Source organism: Sphaerisporangium album, from assembly GCF_003323745.1.
In the GTDB taxonomy this organism is placed as follows: Bacteria; Actinomycetota; Actinomycetes; order Streptosporangiales; family Streptosporangiaceae; genus Sphaerisporangium; species Sphaerisporangium album.
Map to the genome: position 1 here is coordinate 1 of NZ_QOIL01000007.1, position 21,265 is coordinate 21,265.

Genomic DNA, 21,265 nt, shown 5'->3' on the forward strand with positions numbered 1-21,265 from the left:
CACGGACAGGATCAGGAGATCAACCTGGCCATTGACCAGGACTTTTGATGGCCGCCGACCAGGAACCGCTGTCCGTCAGCCTCGACTTTTCTGTCCGCTGATCAAGAGTTCCACGTGACCGCTCTCAACCCTTCCGGGGGGACGGCCTGGCACGCGTTCGATCGGCAAGGGGGGGGCGCCGCGCAGGCGGCCGTCAGCCGCGCGCGTGTCTTGAGGGAGCTCGCGCGCGGCGGGGTGTGACGAAGATCGCAGCGTTCGCGGCGCCTCCTCTGGCCTGTTGCTCTACAAGCTGTAGTACTACTGGAGATAGAACTACAGCCCGTAGAGCTCCAGACCCGTGAGGGGAACATGGACGCACTGGACCTGGCACGGTGGCAGTTCGGGGTCACCACCGTGTACCACTTTCTCTTCGTACCCCTGACGATCGGCCTGGGCGTCTTCGTCGCCGGGCTGCAGACCGCATGGCACCGCACGGGCAAGGAGCACTACCTCCGTCTCACCAAGTTCTTCGGGAAGCTCTTCCTCATCAACTTCGCGATGGGCGTGGTGACGGGCCTCGTCCAGGAGTTCCAGTTCGGGATGAACTGGAGCCGGTACTCGACCTTCGTGGGCGACGTGTTCGGCGCCCCGCTGGCGCTCGAGGCCCTGCTCGCGTTCTTCCTCGAGTCCACGTTCCTCGGCCTGTGGATCTTCGGCTGGGACCGGCTGCCGAAGCGGATCCACCTGGCGTGCATCTGGGCCGCCGCCATCGGCTCCAACCTGTCGGCGTACTTCATCCTCGCCGCCAACGCCTGGATGAAGCATCCCGTCGGGTACGAGGTGGTGGACGGGCGCGCCCGCATGACCGACCTGTGGGCCGTGCTGACCAACTCCACCGCCCTCGCCCAGGTCCCCCACGTCGTCGCGGCGGCCTTCATCGTGGCCGGCGGGTTCGTGATCGCGGTGAGCGGCTACCGCATCCTGCGCGAGCGCCGCCAGGTCGCCGACGGCGACGCGACCGTCCCCATGGCGAGGACCGCGCGCGGGCGCGTCCCCGGCGACCCGGCGATGTGGCGGACGAGCCTGCGCGCCGCGCTGGTCATGACGGCCATCGCGGGCGCGGTCGTCGCGGGCACGGGCGACATGTCGGGACAGCTCCTGCACGAGCAGCAGCCCATGAAGCTGGCCGCCGCCGAGGGGCTGCGGCACGACGAGAAGGGCGCGCCGTTCTCCCCGGTGCCCGGCGTGGAGGTGCCGTCGATGCTCAGCCTGCTGGCGGCGCACGACCCGGCGGCCGAGATCCAGGGCATCGAGGACATCCAGGCGCGCTACGAGCGCCAGTACGGGGCCGCCGACTACCGGCCCAACGTGCCGGTCGTGTACTGGTCGTTCCGCGTCATGATCGGGTTCGGCCTCTCCACGGTGGGCCTGTCGCTGCTCGGCCTCTGGCTGACCCGGCGCCGCCGCCCCACCCCCGAGTGGTTCGCCCGCGTCAGCCTGCTCGCGCTCCCGCTGCCCACGCTCGCGATCGTCGCCGGGTGGCTGCTCAGCGAGATCGGCCGCCAGCCGTGGACCGTCCAGGGCGAGCTGCTCACGGCGGCCGGCGTGTCCCCCGGCGTGAGCCTGACCGAGGTCGCGATCTCGCTGTCGATCTTCACGGCGCTGTACGGCGTGCTCGCGCTGGCCGAGGCCAAGCTGCTGGCCCGTCACATCAAGGCCGGGCCCGAGCCGGTCGCCACGGTCCCGCCGCAGGCGCGGCCCGACGACGACGCCGCCCGCCTCACCCCGACCCTCATGTACTAGGAGACTCCACGTGGCTGACATGGAGGGGACATGGAACTGACCACCTTCTGGTTCCTGGTCATCGCGTTCCTGTGGACCGGTTACTTCGTGCTCGAAGGCTTCGATTTCGGGGTCGGCGCGCTGCTGCCGCTGCTCTCGCGGGGAGAGGCCGAGCGCAGGCAGATGCTCACCACCATCGGCCCGGTGTGGGACGGGAACGAGGTCTGGCTCATCACGGCGGCCGGCGCGATGTTCGCCGCCTTCCCCGCCTGGTACTCGGGGCTGTTCAGCGCGTTCTACCTGCCGCTGGTCATGGTGCTGGTCGGACTGATCGTGCGCGGCGTGTCCCTGGAGTGGCGCGGCAAGGTGGAGGGACGCGAGCGGGCGCTGTGCGACGCGGGCATCGTCACCGGCAGCGTGCTGACGGCCTTCACGTGGGGCGGCGTCTTCGGGCACATGCTGTTCGGCACCGCCCTCGGCACGGTGCTCGGCGGAACGCTGGCGCTCTCGCTGGCCATGTTGCACGGCGCGGTGTTCCTCGCGCTCAAGACGGCCGGGCCGCTGCGGGCGCGGGCCCGCCGGGCGGCGCTGACGGCGGCGGTGGTGGCCGTCCCTGTCGCCGTCGTCGCGCTGCCGGGGCTGCCGTCCGCCAACGCGCCGCAGGGGACGGCCACCGGGGTGGACGGGGCCGCGTGGACGGCGCATCCCGTGCTGTGGGCGGCGGCGCTGGCCGCGATGGTCGCGCTCGCCGCGGCCGTGGCGCTGGTCTGGCGGCGGCGCGAGGGGTGGGCGTTCGCCGCGACGGCCGGCTCGATCGCGCTGCTCACCGGGACGGTGTTCGCCGCGCTGTGGCGGGAGCCGCTCCCGGGGCTGACCGTGGCGGAGGCGGCCTCGGGCCCGTACACGCTGGGCCTGCTCACGTGGATCGGCCTGATCGCGCTGCCGTTCGTGCTGGCCTACCAGGGGTGGACGTACTGGGTGTTCCGCAGACGCGTCACCGCCTAGATCAGTGCGCCGTCCACGAGCGTTCGCCCGTCACCCGCACCGGATCGCCGTGCCAGTCCCGGCCGCCCCGAGGCCGAATGAGCGGCACCGTAGCGAGCGGGAGAGGAGCGGACCCGGAACCTCTGCAGAGGCCACCGCGGCGAGACGCCCGCGGGCGCGGACCGTGAGGCCCGCGCCCGCGTCCCCTCCCCGGGATCGATGGTCGCCCGGGATCAGCAGCGGGGAGCGACGGCGTCGATCTTTCCGCCGAAGTCGTTCTTGTACACCTTGCGGTAGTCGCCGTTGCGCACCACGCGCACTTCCTTGTTGTCGGGCACGTGGATCCAGTTGATGAAGCAGCCGTCGGCCTGGGCCCGGAAGGAGCCGACGTTGTCGTGCAGGGCCGGCGGCACGTCCACGTACCCGTTGCCCGGGTTCCAGCACCAGGACGCGCCCGTGTAGTCCTTGCCCGACCACAGGCAGATGTCCCCCGCCCGGCCCGCGGGGGCTCCGGCCGACGCGGGGGCCGGGGCGGCGAACGCCACCAGGACGATTCCCGCGGCGCCAGCCGCCGCCGCGATCCGCGCACTCCATGTCGTTGGCTTCATGACGGTTCTCCTCGTATCGCGTACCGGTCGTCCCGGAGACCGGCCTGGTCGGCGACGATCTCCGGCTTCTTCCGTCACGGAATGTAGCAGCGATCACACGGATAGCGACGCGATCGGACGGCCAGAGGAACCGGACCGGCGCGACCGAAAATACTGACCGTGACGCCATAGACACGGCAGGTGACCGTGGTCACGACCCCGCGCGGGACCTCAGGTCGTGCAGCTCGGAGGGCGAGATGGGCATCCGGTCGACGGCGATGCCCTCGGCGTCCTCGATCGCCGAGGCGATCACCGCCGACACCGGGATGACCCCCGCCTCGCCCGCGCCCTTGATGCCGAGCGGGTTGAGCGGCGAGGGCGTCTCCAGGTGCGCGGTCTCGATCAGCGGCACCTCGGTGGCGTACGGCATCAGGAAGTCCATGAAGGACGCGTTGAGCAGCTGACCGTGCTCGTCGTACGCCATGCGCTCGTACAGCGCCCCGCCCACGCCCTGCGCGACGCCGCCGTGGATCTGCCCCTCGACGATCATGGGGTTGATGAGCCTGCCGCAGTCGTGCACGACGGCGTACCGCAGGATGCGGATCTCGGCGGTCTCCGGGTCGGTCTCCACGATGGCGGCGTGCATGCCGGAGGCGAAGGTCGAGCGGACCGGCGAGTAGTAGTCGCGGCCCTCCAGGCCGGGCTCCTCGCCCTCGGCCACGGGCGGGCGGTCCATCGAGGCGGCGCCGCTGAACTGGGTGGCCCGCTTGGCCTCCTCGTCGAAGGCGTACCGCAGCGGGTTGGACAGCACGGCGACGGTCGCCAGCGGGATCGACGCCCCCGGGTTCCCGGCGACGCGGACCTCGCCGTCCTCGATCGTCAGGTCGCGCGGGTCGGCCTCCAGCGCGTCCGCCGCGATGCCGAGCGCCTTCTCGCGCACCTTGCGGCAGGCCAGGGCGATGGCGTTGCCGCTCATCACGGCCGCCCGTGAGGCGAAGGTCCCGACCGCGTACCCGAAGCGCCGCGTGTCGCCGGTGACCACCGAGACGCGGTCCAGCGGGACGCCGAGCTCGGTGGCGGCGATCTGCGCGAACACCGTCTCGTGCCCCTGCCCCTGGGAGGTCAGGCCGGTGGACACGTGCACACGCCCGTCGGAGGTCACCTGCACGTGCCCGCCCTCGTACGGGCCGACGCCGGTGCCCTCGACGTAGCAGCCGAGGCCGATACCGATGCGGCGCCCCTCGGCGGCGGCCCGCTCCTTCTGCTCGGCGAAGCCGTCCCAGCCGATCAGGCCCTTCAGGACGCGCAGCGACTCGGGGTAGTCGCCGCTGTCGTAGATCAGCGGCCGGCCGTCCTGGAAGATGAGGCCCTGGTCGTAGGGGAACTCGTCGGGGTGGATGAAGTTGGCCTCGCGCACCGCCGCGCGGTCCTTCCCGAGGTGCGCGGCGATCTTGTCCATCGTGCGCTCCATGCAGAACGTCGCCTGCGGACGCCCCGCGCCCCGATAGGGGGTGACCTGCACGGTGTTGGTGTAGATCGAGGAGAACTCCACCCGGTACGCCCCGATGCGGTACGGGCCGAGCAACTGGGTGCTGGTGATGATCGGCACGATGATGCCGTACGGCGTGTAGGCGCCGTGGTCGTGCAGGATCGTCACGTCCAGCCCGAGGACGCGGCCCTCGTCGTCGAAGCCGACCCGCACGTGCTGCACCTGGCCGCGCTCGTGCGCGGAGGAGACGAAGTGCTCGCGGCGGTCCTCGGTCCACTTGACCTCGCGGCCGAGCAGCATCGCCGCCCACGGCACCAGCACCTCCTCCGGCCACGGGTGCACGATCTTCACGCCGAACCCGCCGCCGACGTCCGGGGCGATCACCTCGACCGACGGCAGCGGCAGGCCGAGCTTGGCCGCGACCGCCATGCGGACGCTCGTCGAGGTCTGCGTCGAGCTGTAGACACGCAGGGACCGGTCGTCGGCGTCCCACCGCGCGTACACGCCGCGGCCCTCCAGCGGCATGGACGCGCTGCGCTCGATGTCCAGCCGGAACGCCAGCGTGTGCGGGGCGGCGTCGATCGCCTCGCGGGCGCCGAGCCCCGCCGCGGACGGCACCTCCTGGATCATGTGCGCGCCGACGTTGCCGGGGACGTCCTCGTGGACGAGGTGGACGCCCTGCGCGGCCTCCTCGACGCCGACGACCGGCTTGAGGAGCTCGTAGTCCACCGTGATCAGCGAGGCGGCGTCCTCGGCGAGATAGCGGTCGCGCGCCACGACCATGACGACCGGCTCGCCGACGTGCCGCACGATGTCCCTGGCCAGCGGATACGCCGTGCGCCCGTGCGTCAGCGCCGGATGCGGGATCAGCAGCGGCAGCGGGTCGCGTACGCGCTCGGGCAAATCCTCCCAGGTGTAGACGGCGACCAGCCCTTCGACGTCCACGGCGGCCGAGACGTCGATGTCGCGGATGCGGGCGTGCGCGTGCGGCGAGCGGACGAACGCGGCGGCCAGCGCGTCCTGCCCGAGGTCGTCCAGGTAGCGGCCCTGGCCGGTGATCAGCCGCGGGTCCTCCCTGCGCTGGACACGCTCGCCGAACAGCTTCGTCGTCACGCCGCACCGCCTTCCGCCTCGGCCGTCAGCTCCGCCGCACGGTGGACCGCCTTGACGATGTTCTGGTAGCCGGTGCACCGGCACAGGTTGCCCGAGATGCCTTCGAGGACCTCGTCCTCGGTCGGCGCGGGGTTGTCGCGCAGCAGCGCCGTCACCGTGCACAGGAATCCGGGGGTGCAGAAGCCGCACTGCAGCGCGTGGCACTCGGTGAACGCCCGCTGCACCGGCGACAGCTCCCCGCCCGGCCCGGCGAGCCCCTCGACGGTGGTGATCTCGCGGCCGTCGACGGTCACCGCGAACGTCAGGCACGAGCGCACCGGCTCGCCGTCCAGCAGCACCGTGCAGCACCCGCACACGCCGTGCTCGCAGCCCACGTGCGTGCCGGTCAGGCCCAGCTCGTGGCGCAGGCAGTCCGACAGCAGCCGCCGCGCCGGGACAGTGGCCTCCCGCACGGTGCCGTTGACGGTCAGCGAGATCGCGTACCGCCTCTCGCCCGTCGTCTCGCTCACTCGGAGTCCTCCCCCGCTCCATTCGCTCCGTGGTTCACGCCATCGTCCACACCTTCGGACATGCGTACGGCCGCCCGGCCGTCCGCCACCCGCTCCGCCTCGGCCGCGGCCACGCGCAGCGCCCGCTCGGCCAGCACCCCGGTCAGGTGCCTGCGGTAGCGCGCGGTCGCGTGGATGTCGTCGTCCGGGTCGACACCGTCACGGACGGCGGCGGCCACGGCCTCCCAGTCGGCGGACGCGGCCGGACGGCGCGCGCACACCTCCGACAGGTCCAGCACGACCGGCACCGGGCCCGCGCTCACGCAGGCGACCCTCGCCGAGGCGATGCGCAGGTCCTCGTCCAGGGTGACCACGGCGGCGGCGCCGGCCATCGCGTAGTCGCCGTGGCGGCGGGCGACCTCCTGGAACGCGGTGCCCGTGCGGGGTGGCGGCGCGGGGAAGAACGCCGACACCGCGAGCTCGTCCGGCTCGATCGCCGACTCCAGCGGGCCGGTGAAGAACGCCTCCGCCGGGACGTCCCGCTCGGGCGCGCCGTGCCGGGCGAGCCGCACCGTCCCGCCGAGGACGGCCAGCACGGCGGGCAGCTCGGCCGAGGGGTCGGCGTGCACGAGGCTGCCGACGACGGTGCCGCGGTTGCGGATCACCGGATGCGCCACCAGCCGGAGCGCCGCGGGCAGCAACGGCTGCACGGCCGCGACGGCGGGCGAGCGCTCGACGGCGGCGTGCCGGGCCAGCGCGCCGACGCGGACGCCTCCGGTCTCCACCGACAGCGCGTCCAGCTCGGCGACGCGGTTGATGTCGACCAGGTGGGACGGCGCGGCCAGGCGCATGTTGAGCATCGGGATCAGGCTCTGCCCCCCGGCCAGGACCTTGCCGTGCGGCGCCGTCCCGGCCAGGACCTCCAGGGCCTCGCCCAGCTCCCGGGGAGCGTGGTAGTCGAACGGAGAGGGCTTCACGTGCTTTGTTCGCTCCCCTCCGCGAGCGCGGGCGACCCTCCGGCCCCGGAGCGGGCCGCGGGCGTGCCGGCGATGGCGCGCAGCAAATGGTAGCCCCCGAGGACGACGATCGTGCCGAGGGCGATGCCCGCCAGCGAGAAGTTGTCGCTGATCTGGTGGGACACCGGGCCGATCGCGAGGATGACGCCCGCGCCGGTCGGCACCATGTTGACAGGGTCGGAGAAGTCGACGCGGCTCTCGATCCAGATCTTCGCGCCCAGCAGGCCGATCATGCCGTACAGGATGACGGTGATACCGCCGAGGACGCCACCCGGAGTCGCGGCGACCAGCGCGCCGAACTTCGGGCACAGGCCGAAAAGGATCGCCACGACGGCGGCGATGTAGTAGGCGGCGGTCGAGTAGACGCGGGTCGCGGCCATGACGCCGATGTTCTCGGCGTACGTCGTGGTGGGCGAGCCGCCGACCGCGGTGGCCACGGCCGTGCCCACGCCGTCGGCGAAGACGGCCCTGCCCATGTACGGGTCGACGTCCGTGCCCGTCATCTCACCGACGGCCTTGACGTGCCCGACGTTCTCGGCGATCAACGCGATGACGGCCGGGAGCACCAGCACGATCGCCGACCCGGTGAAGCTCGGCGCGTGGAAGTCGGGCAGGCCGAACCACGCCGCGTCCGAGACCGCGTCGAAGCTCACGCGCGGGTGCGTGTCGATCTTGCCGGTGCCGGCGTTGAAGGCGGTGATGTTCCCGAACACCTTGTCGGCGCCGACGGACAGGAGATACCCGACGACGAGGCCGATCAGGATGCCGATGCGCCCGAGGAAGCCCTTGAAGGCCACGATGACGACGAACGTGACGACCATGGTGATCAGGGCGATCCACTGGTCCTGCGGCCAGTAGATGTCGGCCACGACGTACGCGAGGCCGAACCCGATCAGCATCACGACCGCGCCGGTCACGACGGGCGGGAAGATCCGGTTGATGGACCGCACGCCGAGGTAGTGGATGGCCACGCCGCACAGCGCCAGCACGACGCCGGCGACCAGGATCGCGCCCGTGACCGTCGCGTCGTCCCCCCCGGCCGCGCGGATCGCGACCACGCCTCCGACGAACGACGCCGAGGTGCCGAGGTAGCTGGGGATCTTCCCCTGGACGATCAGCAGGAAGATGATCGTGGCGACGCCCGACATCATGATGGCGACGTTGGCGTTCAGGCCCATGATCAGGGGGAACACGAACGTCGCGCCGAACATGGCGATGACGTGCTGCGCGCCGAACCCGACCATCTTCGGCCAGCTCAGCCGCTCGTCGGGCCTGACCACCTCCCCCGGGGCGAGCGCGCGCCCCTCCCCGTGCAACTTCCATCCGAAGACCATTGAGAGCCCCTTCACTCACCGGGCCGGGGGGTCGGTGGCCACCCCCCGCAGGCGGGACCTCCGCGGCGTTCGCTTGTCCGTACTGGAGCCGTGCCCCACATTGTTCACTCGTGATCATCACGCGTGAAGTGCTCACGCGAGACACGTTCACCCGTGACCGCGCCACTCATGACCACTCAACTGATGCGTTCATCCGTGACCGCGCCACTTGTGACCTTGCACTTACGGCGCGTTCACGCTTGACCACTCACTCGTGATGCGTTCATTCATCATGGAGCCGTGCCACCACGGGGACGAGGCACCCCGCCCGCTCACACCCAGCGCCGGGGTTCCTCTCCCGTTGCGGGCACATTAGACCCGTGCACCCCGCCCCACATGGTAAGGATTTGCCAAATGTGATACCCACCCACGCACTCCTCTTGCGCACCACCCGCCAGACATCGGGTGAACCCCTGGAAACATGGTTGGCGGACGGCCCCCGCTCCGTCCGGTACGCCGCCCCGGTGCGCTTACCGCGCGGGGCGGCGTCCAGGTTGTCGGCGTCGAGTGGGGTTACCTGGAGATCGGGCTTTCTGGGGCGGTGGTGGGGGTGGTGGTGAGGTGGTGGCGTAGGCGTTCGCCCTCGATGTCGAGGTTGGGTAGCGCGCGGTCCAAGGGGCGGGGTAGCCACCAGGCGGCGCGGCCGAACATGGACATCACGGCCGGGACGAGGGTCATGCGGACCACGAAGGCGTCGATGAGCACGCCGACGGCCAGCGCGAATCCCATGGACTTGATGATGGAGTCGTCCATGAACACGAACCCGCCGAACACGGCCGTCATGATCAGGGCGGCGGCGGTGACGACGCGGGCGTTGTGCCCCATGCCGTTGATCGTGGCCTGCCGGGGCGTGTCGCCGTGGACGTAGTCCTCGCGCATCCGTGACACCAGGAACACCTGGTAGTCCATGGCCAGCCCGAACAGGATGCCGATCAGCAGGATCGGCAGGAAGCTGACCAGCGGCCCCGGCACGTCCACGCCGAACAGGTCGGCCAGGTGCCCCTGCTGGAAGATCGCCACCGTGATGCCGAAGGTCGAGCCGACGGTGAGCAGAAAGCCCAGCGCCGCCTTGACCGGTACCAGGATCGAGCGGAAGACCAGCATCAGCAGCAGCACCGACAGGCCGACCACGAGCAGCAGGTACACGGGCATGGCGTCGGCGAGCTTCTCGGAGACGTCGATGCCCACCGCGGTGGCGCCGGTCACGGCGATCTGCGCGCCCGCGACGGTGGCGACCTGGGCGCGGATGGCCTGGACGGCGTCCTCGGTGGCCGCGTCGGTGGGACCGGCCTTCGGGATGATGGTCAGCAGCGCCGTGGTGCCCGCGGCGTTGGTCTGGGGCGGCGCCACGGCGAGCACGCCTTCCGTCCGCTGGATCAACTGGGCGGCCTGCCCGGCGGCCGCCTTGGTGGCCTCGGGGTCGGCCGCGGAGACCACGGCGATCAGGCGGGCGTTGAAGCCCTTGCCGAACCCCTCACTGGTCAGCTCGTACGCCTCGCGGGCCGGTGAGCCGGGCGCCGCGGCGCCGGCGTCCGGCAGGGCCAGCCGCAGGTGCTGCGCGGGGAGCGCCAGCGCGCCCAGGCCGAGGATTCCGGCCAGCAGGATCGGGACGCGCAGCCGGGTGACGATGCGTCCCCAGGTGTAGCCGAAGCCCTCGCCGCCGTCGCTGTCGCTCTGGCGGGTGCGCTGCTTTCGGGGCAGCACGCGGGTGCCGGCGTAGGACAGGAAGGCCGGCAGCAGCGTGAGGGCGACCAGGACGGCGACGGCGACGGTGCCGGCGGCGGCCAGGCCCATCACGCTGAGGAAGGGGATGCCGACCACCGACAGTCCGGCGAGCGCGATGACCACGGTGGCGCCGGCGAACACGACCGCCGATCCGGCGGTGCCGGTCGCCCGGCCGGCGGCCTCTTCCCGATCCATGCCCTCGGCCAGGAACTGGCGGTAGCGGGAGGTGATGAACAACGAGTAGTCGATGCCGACGGCCAGGCCCAGCATCAGCGCCAGCACCGGCGTGACCGAGGTCAGCTCGACGACGCCGCTGAGCGCGTACAGGCCGGCCATGCCGACCGCGACGCCGATCAACGCGTTCAGCAGGGTCATGCCGGCCGCCACCAGCGAGCCGAAGGTGACGACCAGCACCACCGCGGCGATCAGGACGCCGAGCCCCTCCGAGCCGCCCACCTCGGGCGCACTGGTCATGACCTCGCCGCCGTGCTCCACCCGCACCCCCGCGGCCGAGGAGCCGGCCTTCAGGTAGGCCTCACGCTGCGCGTCGGTGATGTCCTGGAGCTTCTTTCCGAACTGCACCTGGACCAGGGCGTAGCGGCCATCGGCGGAGACCGCGCCGGATCGGAACGGGTCCAGGGCTGCGACGACGCCGGGGACGGCGGCCGCCTCCTTGACGACGGGCGCGACCGCCGCGGGGTCCAGCTTCCGCCCCTGCGGGGCGGCGATGACGATGGCGCCGGTGGCGCCGCCCGCTTGGGGGAACTCGCGGGCCAGCGAGTCCAGCGCCCGCTGGGACTCGGTGCCGGGCATGCTGAACTTGTCGCTGGACGGGCCGTGGAAGACCGCGGCGCCCAGGCCGAGGAGCACGAGCAGCAGCAGCCATACGGCGGCCACGCGCCCTCGCCTGCGGAAGGAGGACCGGCCCAGCCGGTACAGCAATGTCGCCATGATCAGCAGGTTTCTTTCTCGGAGGAGCGAAGGGGTCAGTCGGTCCGGCGGCCGAGCGTGCGCAGCGCGCCGCGGGTCAGCTCCGCGCGCAGCGCCTGGTCGGGAAGTGCGTGCTCCCCGGCGCTGGTCAGGAAGATCCCCACCATCGCCATCCAGCCCCAGACCCGCGCCTCCGGGGTGGGTGAGCGGCCGGTCAGCGCGTCGACCAGCCTCTCGGTGACGGCGTTCACGTCCGGCAGTTCCGGGCGATTGATGAGGGCGTCGACGTCCTGTATGAGGATCTTGACCTGTCGCCGGAAGCGCAGGGACAGATCCACGAGCCCGGCGACGGCTGCCCGCGCGGCCTCCTCGCCGTCCAGGGCGGCGAGCCGCTCCTCCAGCTCGGCCAGTTCCCGCCCGGCGGGCGCCAGCAGCTCGGTCAAGATCGCGTCTTTGCTGGTGAAGTGGTACAGCAGGGACGCCTTCGAGCAGCCCGCGTCCGAGGCGATGTCCTGCAGGGACGTGCCGCGAAAGCCGCGCGCGGCGAACAGCCGCCCCGCCGACTCCAGGATGTCCGCGCGCATGGTGGCGGGAGCGTGTGGCATGACGCCACCCTAGCTGACCGATCGGCCAGTTCTGACCGATCGGCCAGCCCGGGCCGAGCCGTAAGACTTTCGAGAGGACGGGGTCGCGAGACGGCGTCGACGCCCGGGCCGGATGTGTCGGCTACAGGTCATCCGGCAGTAGCCGGAAGGCCTTGTGCGGGGTGAGCGGACGCACCGCCCGAAAATCGCGCCGGTCCAGCGTCAGAACCGCATCGGTGCGATAATCAGCCGCGAGCGCGACGTTCACCGCGTCCGCGAGGTCCAGGTCGAGTCCGGCGTAACGCCGCTGAACCGCCTGCGCCGTATCGAGGACTTCCGCCGTCGTCTGCGGGACCAGGAACCGCATCCGGCGGACCTGCTCGAGAATGAACGCGATGATCACCGCTCTGGCGGCGACGCCGAAACGTACTTTGGCCATGTGATCGACCTCCGCCAGGACCAGCGGGGAAACGATCACCGTGCCGGCGTTTCGCAGCACGTCACGGCAGACGGGTGCTTCCACGGCATTCCGGTCGGACGCCGCGATGATGCCGGAGGTGTCCGCAACGACGATCATCGCCCGGCCACGTCGCGAGCGACCGCGGCCGTGACCTCGTCCTTGGTGACGGGCGCGCCGCCCCCTTCGAAGGTCGGCCAGTCGAAAGGCTCGTCCCAGACACGGTTGGCCATGGCGGCGAGGTGGATGCCCTCGCGAATGATCTCAGCCTCCGGCACCCCGCGCTGCTTGGCCGCTTCCTTGATCAGCGCCAGGTCCTCCGGATCGGCGTAGACGTTCGTCCTCCTCATGGGCATGTACCAACGCTAACACATGTACCGCTCGATGAGCCTCGATGCGGTCCGATCCCCCGCCTCCGGCACCGTCCAGCGGAGTTCGCCGATCCTGGACTCCGGTGGAACCCGGCCTCTCGGTGGAGTGAGCTCCCAGGCTCGTCAGATGCCGCGCATGCGCAGGACGTGGAGGGCGAGGGTGAGGTTGAGGCGGAGGTGGGCGTCTTCGGTGAAGTTGCCGAGCATGCGCTCCAGCTTGCCGATGCGGTAGCGCAGGGTGTTGTAGTGGAAGTGCAGGCGGCGGGCGGTCTCGGCGACGTTGAGGTTGGTCTCCAGCAGCACTTGCAGGGTGCGGCGCAGGTCGATGTTCTCGGCGTCCTCGTCCAGGGCGAGCGGGCCCAGCGTCTCCTTGACGAACGCGTGCAGCTCGGCGGTGTCGTTGACCAGCGACAGCAGCCGGTAGACGCCGAGCTGGTCGAAGTGGGCGACCGCGCCCGAGCCGTGGAGCTGGCGGCCGACCCTGGCCGCCTTGAGGGCCTGGCCGTAGGCGTCCGGCAGCGATTCGGCGCCCTGGGCGATCCTGCTCATGCCGGTGGAGAAGGTGGCGGGACGGGAGTCGGCGAAGGCGGCGACGGCGTCCTTGGCGAGGCGCGTCAGGTCGACGTCCGCTCCGGCGACGGCGACCACCTCGTGGGAGAAGCCGGCGACGGCGCCGCGCGGGTCGTGGCGGCGTAAGGCGGTCGTCCACGCGGTGAGCAGCCGGTCCGGGGGGATGTCGCATTCGGGGTCGATCTCGGCGACGAGCACGCCGACGGGACGTTCGAGGTCCCAGCCGAACGCGCGGGCGCGGGCGGCGATGCGGGGCCCGCCCCTGCCGGTGAGCACGTCCCTGAGGAAGTCGGCGCGGTACTTGCTCTCGACGGCGGTGACGGCCTCCTGCCGGGTGACCACGAGGGCGACGACGGTGGCGGCACGTTCCAGGATGCCGATGTCGCCGTCCCTGATGGCCCCGGACGGGTGGTGGGCGACGATGCGGCCGTGGTGGTGCCCGCCCGCGACGACGGGAACGACGGTGTAGTCGCCGGAGGAGACGGGCGGGGCGGCGCGGGGCACCGACGGGTCGCCGGACGCCTCCAGCACCTGCCCGGTGGGGTCGACGACGGCCACGGCCAGGTCGAGCAGCCCGGCGACCTCGGCGACGACCTCGCGCAGCCCTCCCCCGGCCAGGACGATCTGGACGAGCGCGCGGTGCGCCTCCTCGGTGCGGGCGAGCAGCGCGGCCTGCCGGTTGAGGATGTCGGTGAGCACCTGGTTGAGGATGTCGTCGAAGCCGACGTCGTTGGGCAGCAGGATCAGGGGGAATCCGAGCCGGTCGGCCTGCTCGACCATCTCGGCGGGCAGCTCGTCGACGTACCTGCCGAGCTTGATGCCGAGGGCGGCGAGGCCCCGTTCGTCCAGGTCGGCGACGAGCCGCCCGAGGGACTGGGGGGTGTTGCGCAGGGGGTATCCGGTGGTCAGCAGCAGCTCGTGTGGTTTGACCCATGCGAGAATGTCGGGCACCTCCATGACGTTGAGTCGCTGGACGATGCGGTCGAGGCCGGTTCCGCCGCCGATCAGGCGGGCTCCTGCCAGGGTCGAGACGCCGAGCACCTCCCCCACGGACACGCCGTGAATGATGGTGCCCGTGGAGGCCAAACGCATCGCCGGGGGTGATGGGTCCGCAGTCATGGTCATGCTCCAGGGGGAAACGCCGTTTCCGTGATTCTGACGGAACACCACGTCTGTCAACAAGAGCCAACTCTCCGGGGAAGTGTTGGCAGCTTTCTCCGTACGGTGGTCTTACGGGACCGTTCTACGGTCTCCCCAGACTGGCGGGAGGCCGAGTGACACTGGGGACGCGCACAAGAACGCACGCGCCGGCGCACACCGAGGCGTTCGGCGCGGCGAGTTCCGCCCTGCGCCCCGCGCTCGACGCGCCGCGACGGCCCGCCCGGGTGCTGGCGGTGTTCCCGCTGGGCATCTACCTGGAGATCCGCACCGACGTCGAGCCGTCGGTGGTGGCGGTCATCACGGGCGAGGCGACGCGCCTGCCCAACGCCGTCGTGCTCGGGGACCCCCTCCCGCGGATGTCCGTGGGCGACGACGCCGCCGTCGGCGACGGGGGCATCGAGATCGGCCGGATGACCGTACGGGTCCGCCGCTGGTGGGATCCGTCGCCCGCGCTCGGCCCGGTCGGGATCGACCGGCTGGAGGCCGCGCTGCCGCGACTGGCGGAGGTGTGCGAGACCTCGCCGCGCAGACCCGGCCTGGATCCGGAGGGCGGCGCGGCGCTGCTCGCGCGGGGCTGCGCGGACGGTTCGCTGATGTCGGCCATCACCGCGGCCGAGCAGCTCATGGGCCTCGGCCCGGGGCTGACGCCGAGCGGGGACGACATGCTCTCGGGCGTGCTGGTGGCGCTGCGCAGGCTCGGCGAGGCGGCGGGCGTGGGCAGGGCGGTGTGGCTGGCGGACTGGTTGGCCGCGACCGTGGCCTTCGACGCCCGCACGCGCACGACGCCGATCTCGGCCACGCTGCTGCACTGCGCGGCCCGGGGCGAGGCGTGCGCGGAGGCCGTGGCGGTACTGCGCGGCATCGCGGGGCATCATCCTCTGGAGCCGGCCGCGCGGCGGTTGCTGACGCTCGGCCACACTTCGGGCGCCGACCTCGCCTGGGGACTGCGCATGGGCGCGGCGGCGGTGGTGGCGCTGGACGAGAAGGCGCGAGCGGGCGCGTGAACGGCGGGCGTTCCCGCGGGAACGACGGTACGACCGATGATCATCGATTGTGGAGGGACGGTGGGGGACCGTTGACCACGGGCACGGATCTTGTGGAGGTGCGCACCGGGCTCTACCACGACTCGGTGAGCCTGATGCGGGTCAGCCAGGCCCTGAGCTCCCGTCCGGGGGTGGACGTGGCGGTGGTGGCCATGGCGACCGAGCTGAACGTCGGCCTGGCCCGCGACGCCGGGTTCGCGGTGCCGCCGGCCGGGCCGTCCGACCTGCTCGTCGCGATCCGCGCGGGGTCGAGCGCGGCGCTGGGCGAGGCGGCCGAGGAGCTGAAACGGCAGTTCGCCGAGCTGGCCGGGGGCGCGCGCGGCGGCGGGGGCGTCACCGTCGAGAGCCCCCCGCGCACCACGCGCGCGGCGGCCCGGGCGTGGGACGCGTCGCTGGCGCTGGTGTCGGTCCCCGGGGACCACGCGTTCGCCGAGGCCATGGACGCCGTCGAGGCCGGGCTCTCGGTCATGATCTTCAGTGACAACGTGCCCGTCGAGCAGGAGATCCTGCTCAAGGAGCGTGCCCGGGAACGGGGCGTGCTGGTGATGGGCCCCGACTGCGGCACGGCCGTCGTCGGCGGGGCCGGGCTCGGCTTCGCGAACGTCCTGCGGCCCGGGCGGGTCGGCGTGGTGGCGGCCTCGGGCACCGGGGCGCAGCACGTGACCTGCCTGCTGGACCACGCGGGCGCCGGGGTGAGCCACGTCCTCGGCGTCGGCGGCAGAGACCTGTCGGCGCCGGTGGGCGGCCGTTCCACGCTGACGGCGCTGGCCGCGCTGGACGCCGACCCGTCCACCGGCCTGATCGTCCTCGTCTCCAAACCGCCCGCCCCGGAGGTCGCCGAGACGGTGCGCCGGGCGGTCGAGGGCCTGGCCACGCCGGTGGTCACCGCGCTGCTCGGCCCCGGCCAGGACGACCTGACCACGGCCACCGAGAAGGCCCTCGGGGCGCTCGGCCTTCCCGTCCCCCAGTGGCCGTGCTGGACGGTCCCGCAGGAGGCCGGGCCGGGCGGGCTGTCGGGCCTGTACTCGGGCGGCACGCTGTGCGCGGAGGCGCGGATCGTCGCGGGGACGGGCACGTTCACCGACTTCGGCGACGACGAGTACACGCGCGGCCGCGCGCATCCGATGATCGACCCGGCGCTGCGCCTGGAGGCGCTCGCCCGCACCGACGGCGTCGCGCTGCTGGACGTGGTGCTCGGCCACGCCGCCGACCCCGATCCCTCCGCCCGGCTGGCCCCGGCGGTCCGCGAGGCGCGCGAGCGCGGGACGGCCGTGGTGGTGGCCCTGGTCGGCACCGAGTCCGACCCCCAGGGCCTGCGCCGGCAGGCGGACGCGCTGGTCGCGGCCGGGGCGTCGGTGTTCACCTCCAACGCGGCCGCCGCGAGGCACGCCGCGGCCCTGATCGGGAGTGCGCTGTGAGCTCGTCACCCACCCTGTCCATGCTCGCGGGAGAGCCGCGCGTGATCACGGTGGGCGCGGCTGTGCTCGCCGAGGCCCTGGACCAGCAGGCGGTGCCGCGCCTGGCCGTCGACTGGCGCCCGCCGATGCCGGGAACCGCCGAGGCCCTGGCCAAGGTGCTCGCCGACCCGCGGCGCGAGCGGGCCAACGAGATCGCCGTCGGCAGGCTGACCTCCGCCCGTCCTCACCTGGTGGGCGTGCGGCCGGCGCGCGAGGTGCTCGACATGCCGCGCGGGACGTTCTTCCACGCCGGCCCGCCGATCGAGTGGGAGCGCGCCTCGGGCCCGATGCGGGGAGCGCTGATCGGCGCCGCCCTGTTCGAGGGCCTCGCCGCCGACGCGGAGGAGGCCGAGAAGCTGCTGGCCTCCGGTGGCGTCACCCTGGACCCGTGCCACCACCACCGCGCCGTCGGCCCGATGGCCGGGGTGGTGACGCCGTCCATGTGGATGTTCGAGATCGCCGACGTCGAGCACGGCGGCACCGCGTACTGCTCGCTCAACGAGGGCCTCGGCAAGGTGCTGCGGTACGGCGCCTACGGGCCCGAGGTGATCGAGCGGCTGCGCTGGATGGGCGACGTTCTCGGGCCCGTCCTCGCCGCCGCCCTCGCGCTGAGCGGCCCGATCGACCTGCGCTCGCTGATCGCCCAGGCCCTCCAGATGGGCGACGAGCTGCACAACCGCAACCGCGCGGCGACCTCGCTGCTCGTCCGCGAGATCGCCCCGGCGATCGTCGACGCCGCCCCCGCGCACGCCGCCGAGGTGCTGAGGTTCATCAACGGCAACGACCACTTCTTCCTGAACGCGGGCATGGCGGCGGGCAAGGTGGGCGCGGACGCGGCGCGCGACGTCCCCGGCTCGTCGCTGGTCGTGGCGATGGCGCGTAACGGCACCGACTTCGGGATCCAGGTCTCCGGGCTCGGGAACCGCTGGTTCACCGGCCCCGCCGGGGTCCCCGACGGCCTCTACCTGGGCGCCTACGGGCCTGACGACGCCAACCCCGACATCGGCGACTCGACCATCACCGAGACCTCCGGCCTCGGCGGGTTCGCCATGGCGGCCTCCCCCGCGATCGTCCGGTTCGTGGGCGGGGACGTCGCGGACGCCGTCGCCGCCACCCGGGCGATGTACGAGATCACGCTGTCGGAGCACCCGGCGTACCAGATCCCCGGCCTGGGCTTCCGGGGGACGCCGGTCGGCGTGGACGTGGCGCTGGTCGCCCGGACGGGGCTGCTGCCGATCGTCAACACCGGCATCGCGGGCCGGGTGGCGGGAACCGGGCAGGTCGGTGCGGGGCTGGTCAGCCCGCCGGCCGAGGCGTTCACCTCCGCACTGGTCGCCCTCGCGGACGCGTAAAGGAAGACCGAATTCCCTTTGACCCTTGATTGACCCTAGTATCGGAGCCCACCGTCATGTTGACGAGAAGCTCGATACATGATCCATACAGGGGATATGACGCGGACGAGCCTGAATTGGGGACCGCGGTATGACGACGGATCGCGCGCTCGGGGGGCTGCCCTCCATGCCTGAGGGACGGAGCCCGATGGGCGGCGCGGGCGTCGCGCCGGAGGGTCAGGGCCGGCTGGTGGGAAGGCGATATCGCCTGCTCTCGCCGGTCGGGCGTGGCGGCATGGGCATGGTCTGGCACGCGCACGACGTGCTGCTCGACCGTGACGTCGCCGTCAAGGAACTGATCCTGCCCTTCGGCCTCGACCACGCGGGCAAGCAGGTCGCCCATCGGCGCATGCTCCGCGAGGCCAGGTCGGCGGCGCGGCTGAGCCATCCCGGCATCGTGACCGTGCACGACGTCGTCGAGGAGGACGGCCGTCCCTGGATCGTCATGGAACTGGTCCGCGCCTGGTCGCTTGAGCAGGCCGTGCGGCAGAGCGGGCCGCTGCCCGTCGTGCAGGCCGCCGAGATCGGCGTCCGCGTGCTGGACGCGCTGCGCCACGCGCACGCCGCCGGCATCCTGCACCGGGACGTCAAGCCCGGCAACGTGCTGCTCACCGCCGACCGCGTGGTGCTCACCGACTTCGGCATCGCCGCCATCGAGGGCGACGTCACGATCACCCAGACCGGCCTGCTGATGGGCTCGCCCGCCTACATCCCGCCGGAGCGGCTCCAGGGCCGTCCGATCACGCACGCCGCCGACCTGTGGTCCTTCGGCGCCACGCTCTACGCCGCCGTCGAGGGCCGCCCGCCGTACGAGGGGCCGGACGCGGTGGCCGTCCTCGGCGCGGTGCTGACCCAGGAGCCCAACCGCCCGCAGCGGGCCGGGGCGCTGCTGCCCGTCGTCGAGGGGCTGCTGCGCAAGAACCCCGCCGACCGCATGCCCGCGGCCCAGGCCGCCGACCTGCTGGAGCGCGTGCTGCGCAGCCACGGGTCGGGGCTGCTCATCCGGGACGGCGAGCGGCCGCTGACCGCTCCACTGCCCACGCGCGGCGCGTCCGCGCCCGCGAACATGCTGCCGCCGCTGGACCCGCCGTCGGGGCCGATGCCCTCGCGCATCATCGAGACCCCTTCGGGGCCGGTGCGCGTGCCGTCCCATCCGGAGGCGGGGTACGACGCGCTGGACGGCGCCACGGACGGGCAGCGCGGCACGTACGACGCGCAGCGCGGTTCCTCAGGACCTCAGGCGAGCTCCTATGAGGCGCCGCGCGGTGCCTCGGGGGCGCAGCCCAACCCCTACGACGCGCTCCGGAGCCCTTCGGGCCCGCAGCCGGCCGATCCGTACGACGCGCTGAGGAGCTCCTCGGGCGCGCAGGCCGATCCCTACGACGGGCTGAGGAGCACCTCCGAGCCCCAGCGGAGCCCGTTCGACGCGTTCAGGAGCGCGTCGGGGCCGCAGCCGGCGGACCCGTACGACGCGCTCAGGAGTTCCTCGGGGCCTCAGTCCGGCGACTATGACGCGCTGGGCAGCGCCTCGGGGCCTCAGCGGTACGACGCGCTCGGCAGCGGCTCGGGGCCCCAGGCGAGCCCGTACGACGCGCTGCGCGGCTCGTCCGGTCCGCAGCCCTCTCCGTACGACGCGCTGCGCAGCACCTCAGGACCTCAGGCCAACCCGTACGACGCGCTGAGAAGCCCCTCAGGACCTCAGGCGAACCCGTATGACGCGCTGCGCAGCACCTCGGGGCCGCAGGCGGGGTCCTACGACGCGTTCCGCAGCGCCTCAGGGCCGCAGTCCGGGTCCTACGACGCCCTGCGCAGCGCCTCGGGGTCGCAGGCGGACCGGTACGAGGCGCTCAGGAAGCCGGCGGAATCGCGGCCGGGCGCGCGGTTCGACGCGCCCGGAGCCCCGCGGTCCCCCCGCGACTCGCTGGTGGCCGGGACGCCGGACTCGCGCGTCTGGCCCGACAGCACCTCTCCCGACCTGGCCGACCGCCTGGCCAAGGACATCGCGGGCGACGACCCCTTCGGGCCGCGGCGCAAGCCCCCCGGCGCGCGCCGCTCCGACGAGCCGGACGCGCCGCGCCGCCGCGCCGCGCCTCTGGACGACGACGCCCGCGAGGGCCGCTCTCCCGTGCTGCTGGTGCTGGCCGGGGTCGGCATCGTCGGCGTGGTCGCCGCCCTGCTGTTCTTCCTGTGGCCGACCTCCTCCACGCCCTCCGACGAGACCGCCGCCCCGCCGGCCACGGGCGGCCCGGCCGCCTCCGGCCCGGCGGACCCGCCCGCGTCCGCCCAGCCCGAGGTCACCCCCGCCACCACCGAGATCCCCTCGGGCTTCAAGGCCCGGACGGGCGCCGGGGCGTCGATCGCCGTGCCGCAGGACTGGACGGTGTCGGCCTCCAACCAGGCCGTGACCTACCTCGGGCCGAAGAGCTCGGGCCGGCGCGTCCAGGTCAGGAAGGTCGCCGCCACCAACGACGACGGCCTCGACGCGCTGACGAAGGCCAAGGACGAGGCCACGCTCACCGACTACGCGCAGATCCGGCTGGAGTCCTCCTCGTTCGGGGACGGCTCGTGGCGGTCGAGTGTCTGGGAGTACACCTACACCGCGCTGAACAACGTGACCACCCACGCCGTGACCCGGCACATCACCGTCGACGGGAACACGGCGTACGAGGTCACGTTCACCGCCCCCGACGCCGAATGGGACCAGCCGGACACCCGCCAGACGATGTCCGTCATCTGGAACAGCTTCAAGCCGGCGTGACGGCTCG

16 protein-coding genes are annotated in these 21,265 nt (G+C 72.5%); 6 read left to right on the forward strand and 10 right to left on the reverse strand.

The genetic code is table 11. The annotated features are described in order from the left end of the window. Nucleotides 1–348 precede the first annotated feature (348 nt). Together DQ384_RS13995 and cydB are read left to right on the forward strand one after the other, a co-directional pair. On the forward strand, nt 349–1,782 hold the full coding sequence (locus DQ384_RS13995) for a cytochrome ubiquinol oxidase subunit I (protein WP_114029237.1): 1,434 nt from the start codon (nt 349–351) through the stop codon (nt 1,780–1,782). A 30-nt stretch (nt 1,783–1,812) separates the two neighbouring features. Next, complete coding sequence (gene cydB, locus DQ384_RS14000) at nt 1,813–2,766, forward strand: cytochrome d ubiquinol oxidase subunit II (protein WP_114029238.1); 954 nt, start codon at nt 1,813–1,815, stop codon at nt 2,764–2,766. Between the two features lie 212 nt (nt 2,767–2,978). Here cydB and DQ384_RS14005 read toward each other — a convergent pair whose 3' ends face one another. The 10 genes from DQ384_RS14005 to DQ384_RS14050 all read right to left on the reverse strand — a co-directional run bounded on the left by DQ384_RS14005 (nt 2,979) and on the right by DQ384_RS14050 (nt 14,567). Further along, on the reverse strand, nt 2,979–3,353 hold the full coding sequence (locus DQ384_RS14005) for a peptidase inhibitor family I36 protein (RefSeq protein ID WP_114029239.1): 375 nt from the start codon (nt 3,351–3,353) through the stop codon (nt 2,979–2,981). Between the two features lie 190 nt (nt 3,354–3,543). After that, entirely contained in the window at nt 3,544–5,934 is a 2,391-nt protein-coding gene (cutA, locus tag DQ384_RS14010; protein ID WP_114029240.1) for an aerobic carbon-monoxide dehydrogenase large subunit, read from the reverse strand. Then, nucleotides 5,931–6,443, reverse strand: a complete 513-nt coding sequence (locus DQ384_RS14015; RefSeq protein ID WP_245966464.1) for a (2Fe-2S)-binding protein — start codon at nt 6,441–6,443, stop codon at nt 5,931–5,933. Before DQ384_RS14015 ends, cutA begins: the two co-directional genes overlap by 4 nt. Further along, on the reverse strand, nt 6,440–7,399 hold the full coding sequence (locus DQ384_RS14020) for an FAD binding domain-containing protein (RefSeq protein ID WP_114029241.1): 960 nt from the start codon (nt 7,397–7,399) through the stop codon (nt 6,440–6,442). Before DQ384_RS14020 ends, DQ384_RS14015 begins: the two co-directional genes overlap by 4 nt. Continuing rightward, nucleotides 7,396–8,772, reverse strand: coding sequence for a uracil-xanthine permease family protein (locus tag DQ384_RS14025; RefSeq protein WP_114029242.1), 1,377 nt, complete (start codon nt 8,770–8,772; stop codon nt 7,396–7,398). Before DQ384_RS14025 ends, DQ384_RS14020 begins: the two co-directional genes overlap by 4 nt. Before the next feature lie 552 nt (nt 8,773–9,324). Continuing rightward, nucleotides 9,325–11,487 carry an MMPL family transporter gene (locus DQ384_RS14030; RefSeq protein ID WP_114029243.1) on the reverse strand — a complete coding sequence of 721 codons (2,163 nt, stop codon included), beginning with the start codon at nt 11,485–11,487 and terminating at the stop codon, nt 9,325–9,327. A gap of 35 nt (nt 11,488–11,522) precedes the next feature. Then, on the reverse strand, nt 11,523–12,071 hold the full coding sequence (locus DQ384_RS14035; protein WP_114029244.1) for a TetR/AcrR family transcriptional regulator: 549 nt from the start codon (nt 12,069–12,071) through the stop codon (nt 11,523–11,525). Between the two features lie 121 nt (nt 12,072–12,192). After that, entirely contained in the window at nt 12,193–12,627 is a 435-nt protein-coding gene (locus DQ384_RS14040; protein ID WP_114029245.1) for a type II toxin-antitoxin system VapC family toxin, read from the reverse strand. Then, a complete protein-coding gene (locus DQ384_RS14045; RefSeq protein WP_114029246.1) occupies nt 12,624–12,863 on the reverse strand; it encodes a ribbon-helix-helix domain-containing protein in 240 nt (79 codons plus the stop codon). Before DQ384_RS14045 ends, DQ384_RS14040 begins: the two co-directional genes overlap by 4 nt. A 138-nt stretch (nt 12,864–13,001) precedes the next feature. After that, the gene (locus DQ384_RS14050; RefSeq protein ID WP_114029474.1) at nt 13,002–14,567 is read right to left on the reverse strand and encodes a PucR family transcriptional regulator; all 1,566 of its coding nucleotides are present in this window, start codon (nt 14,565–14,567) and stop codon (nt 13,002–13,004) included. A 155-nt stretch (nt 14,568–14,722) separates the two neighbouring features. Here DQ384_RS14050 and DQ384_RS14055 point away from each other — a divergent pair, with 155 nt between their 5' ends. From DQ384_RS14055 to DQ384_RS42865, 4 genes are all read left to right on the forward strand, one after another. Beyond that, complete coding sequence (locus tag DQ384_RS14055) at nt 14,723–15,613, forward strand: oxamate carbamoyltransferase subunit AllH family protein (protein WP_245966465.1); 891 nt, start codon at nt 14,723–14,725, stop codon at nt 15,611–15,613. Between the two features lie 71 nt (nt 15,614–15,684). Next, on the forward strand, nt 15,685–17,070 hold the full coding sequence (locus tag DQ384_RS14060; RefSeq protein WP_245966466.1) for an AllF/FdrA family protein: 1,386 nt from the start codon (nt 15,685–15,687) through the stop codon (nt 17,068–17,070). Then, entirely contained in the window at nt 17,067–18,461 is a 1,395-nt protein-coding gene (locus tag DQ384_RS43630; RefSeq protein WP_281274055.1) for a YlbE family protein, read from the forward strand. Before DQ384_RS14060 ends, DQ384_RS43630 begins: the two co-directional genes overlap by 4 nt. Before the next feature lie 130 nt (nt 18,462–18,591). Further along, nucleotides 18,592–21,258: a serine/threonine-protein kinase gene (locus tag DQ384_RS42865; protein WP_245966467.1), complete on the forward strand. Its 2,667-nt coding sequence runs from the start codon at nt 18,592–18,594 to the stop codon at nt 21,256–21,258. The last annotated feature ends 7 nt before the right edge of the window (nt 21,259–21,265 follow it).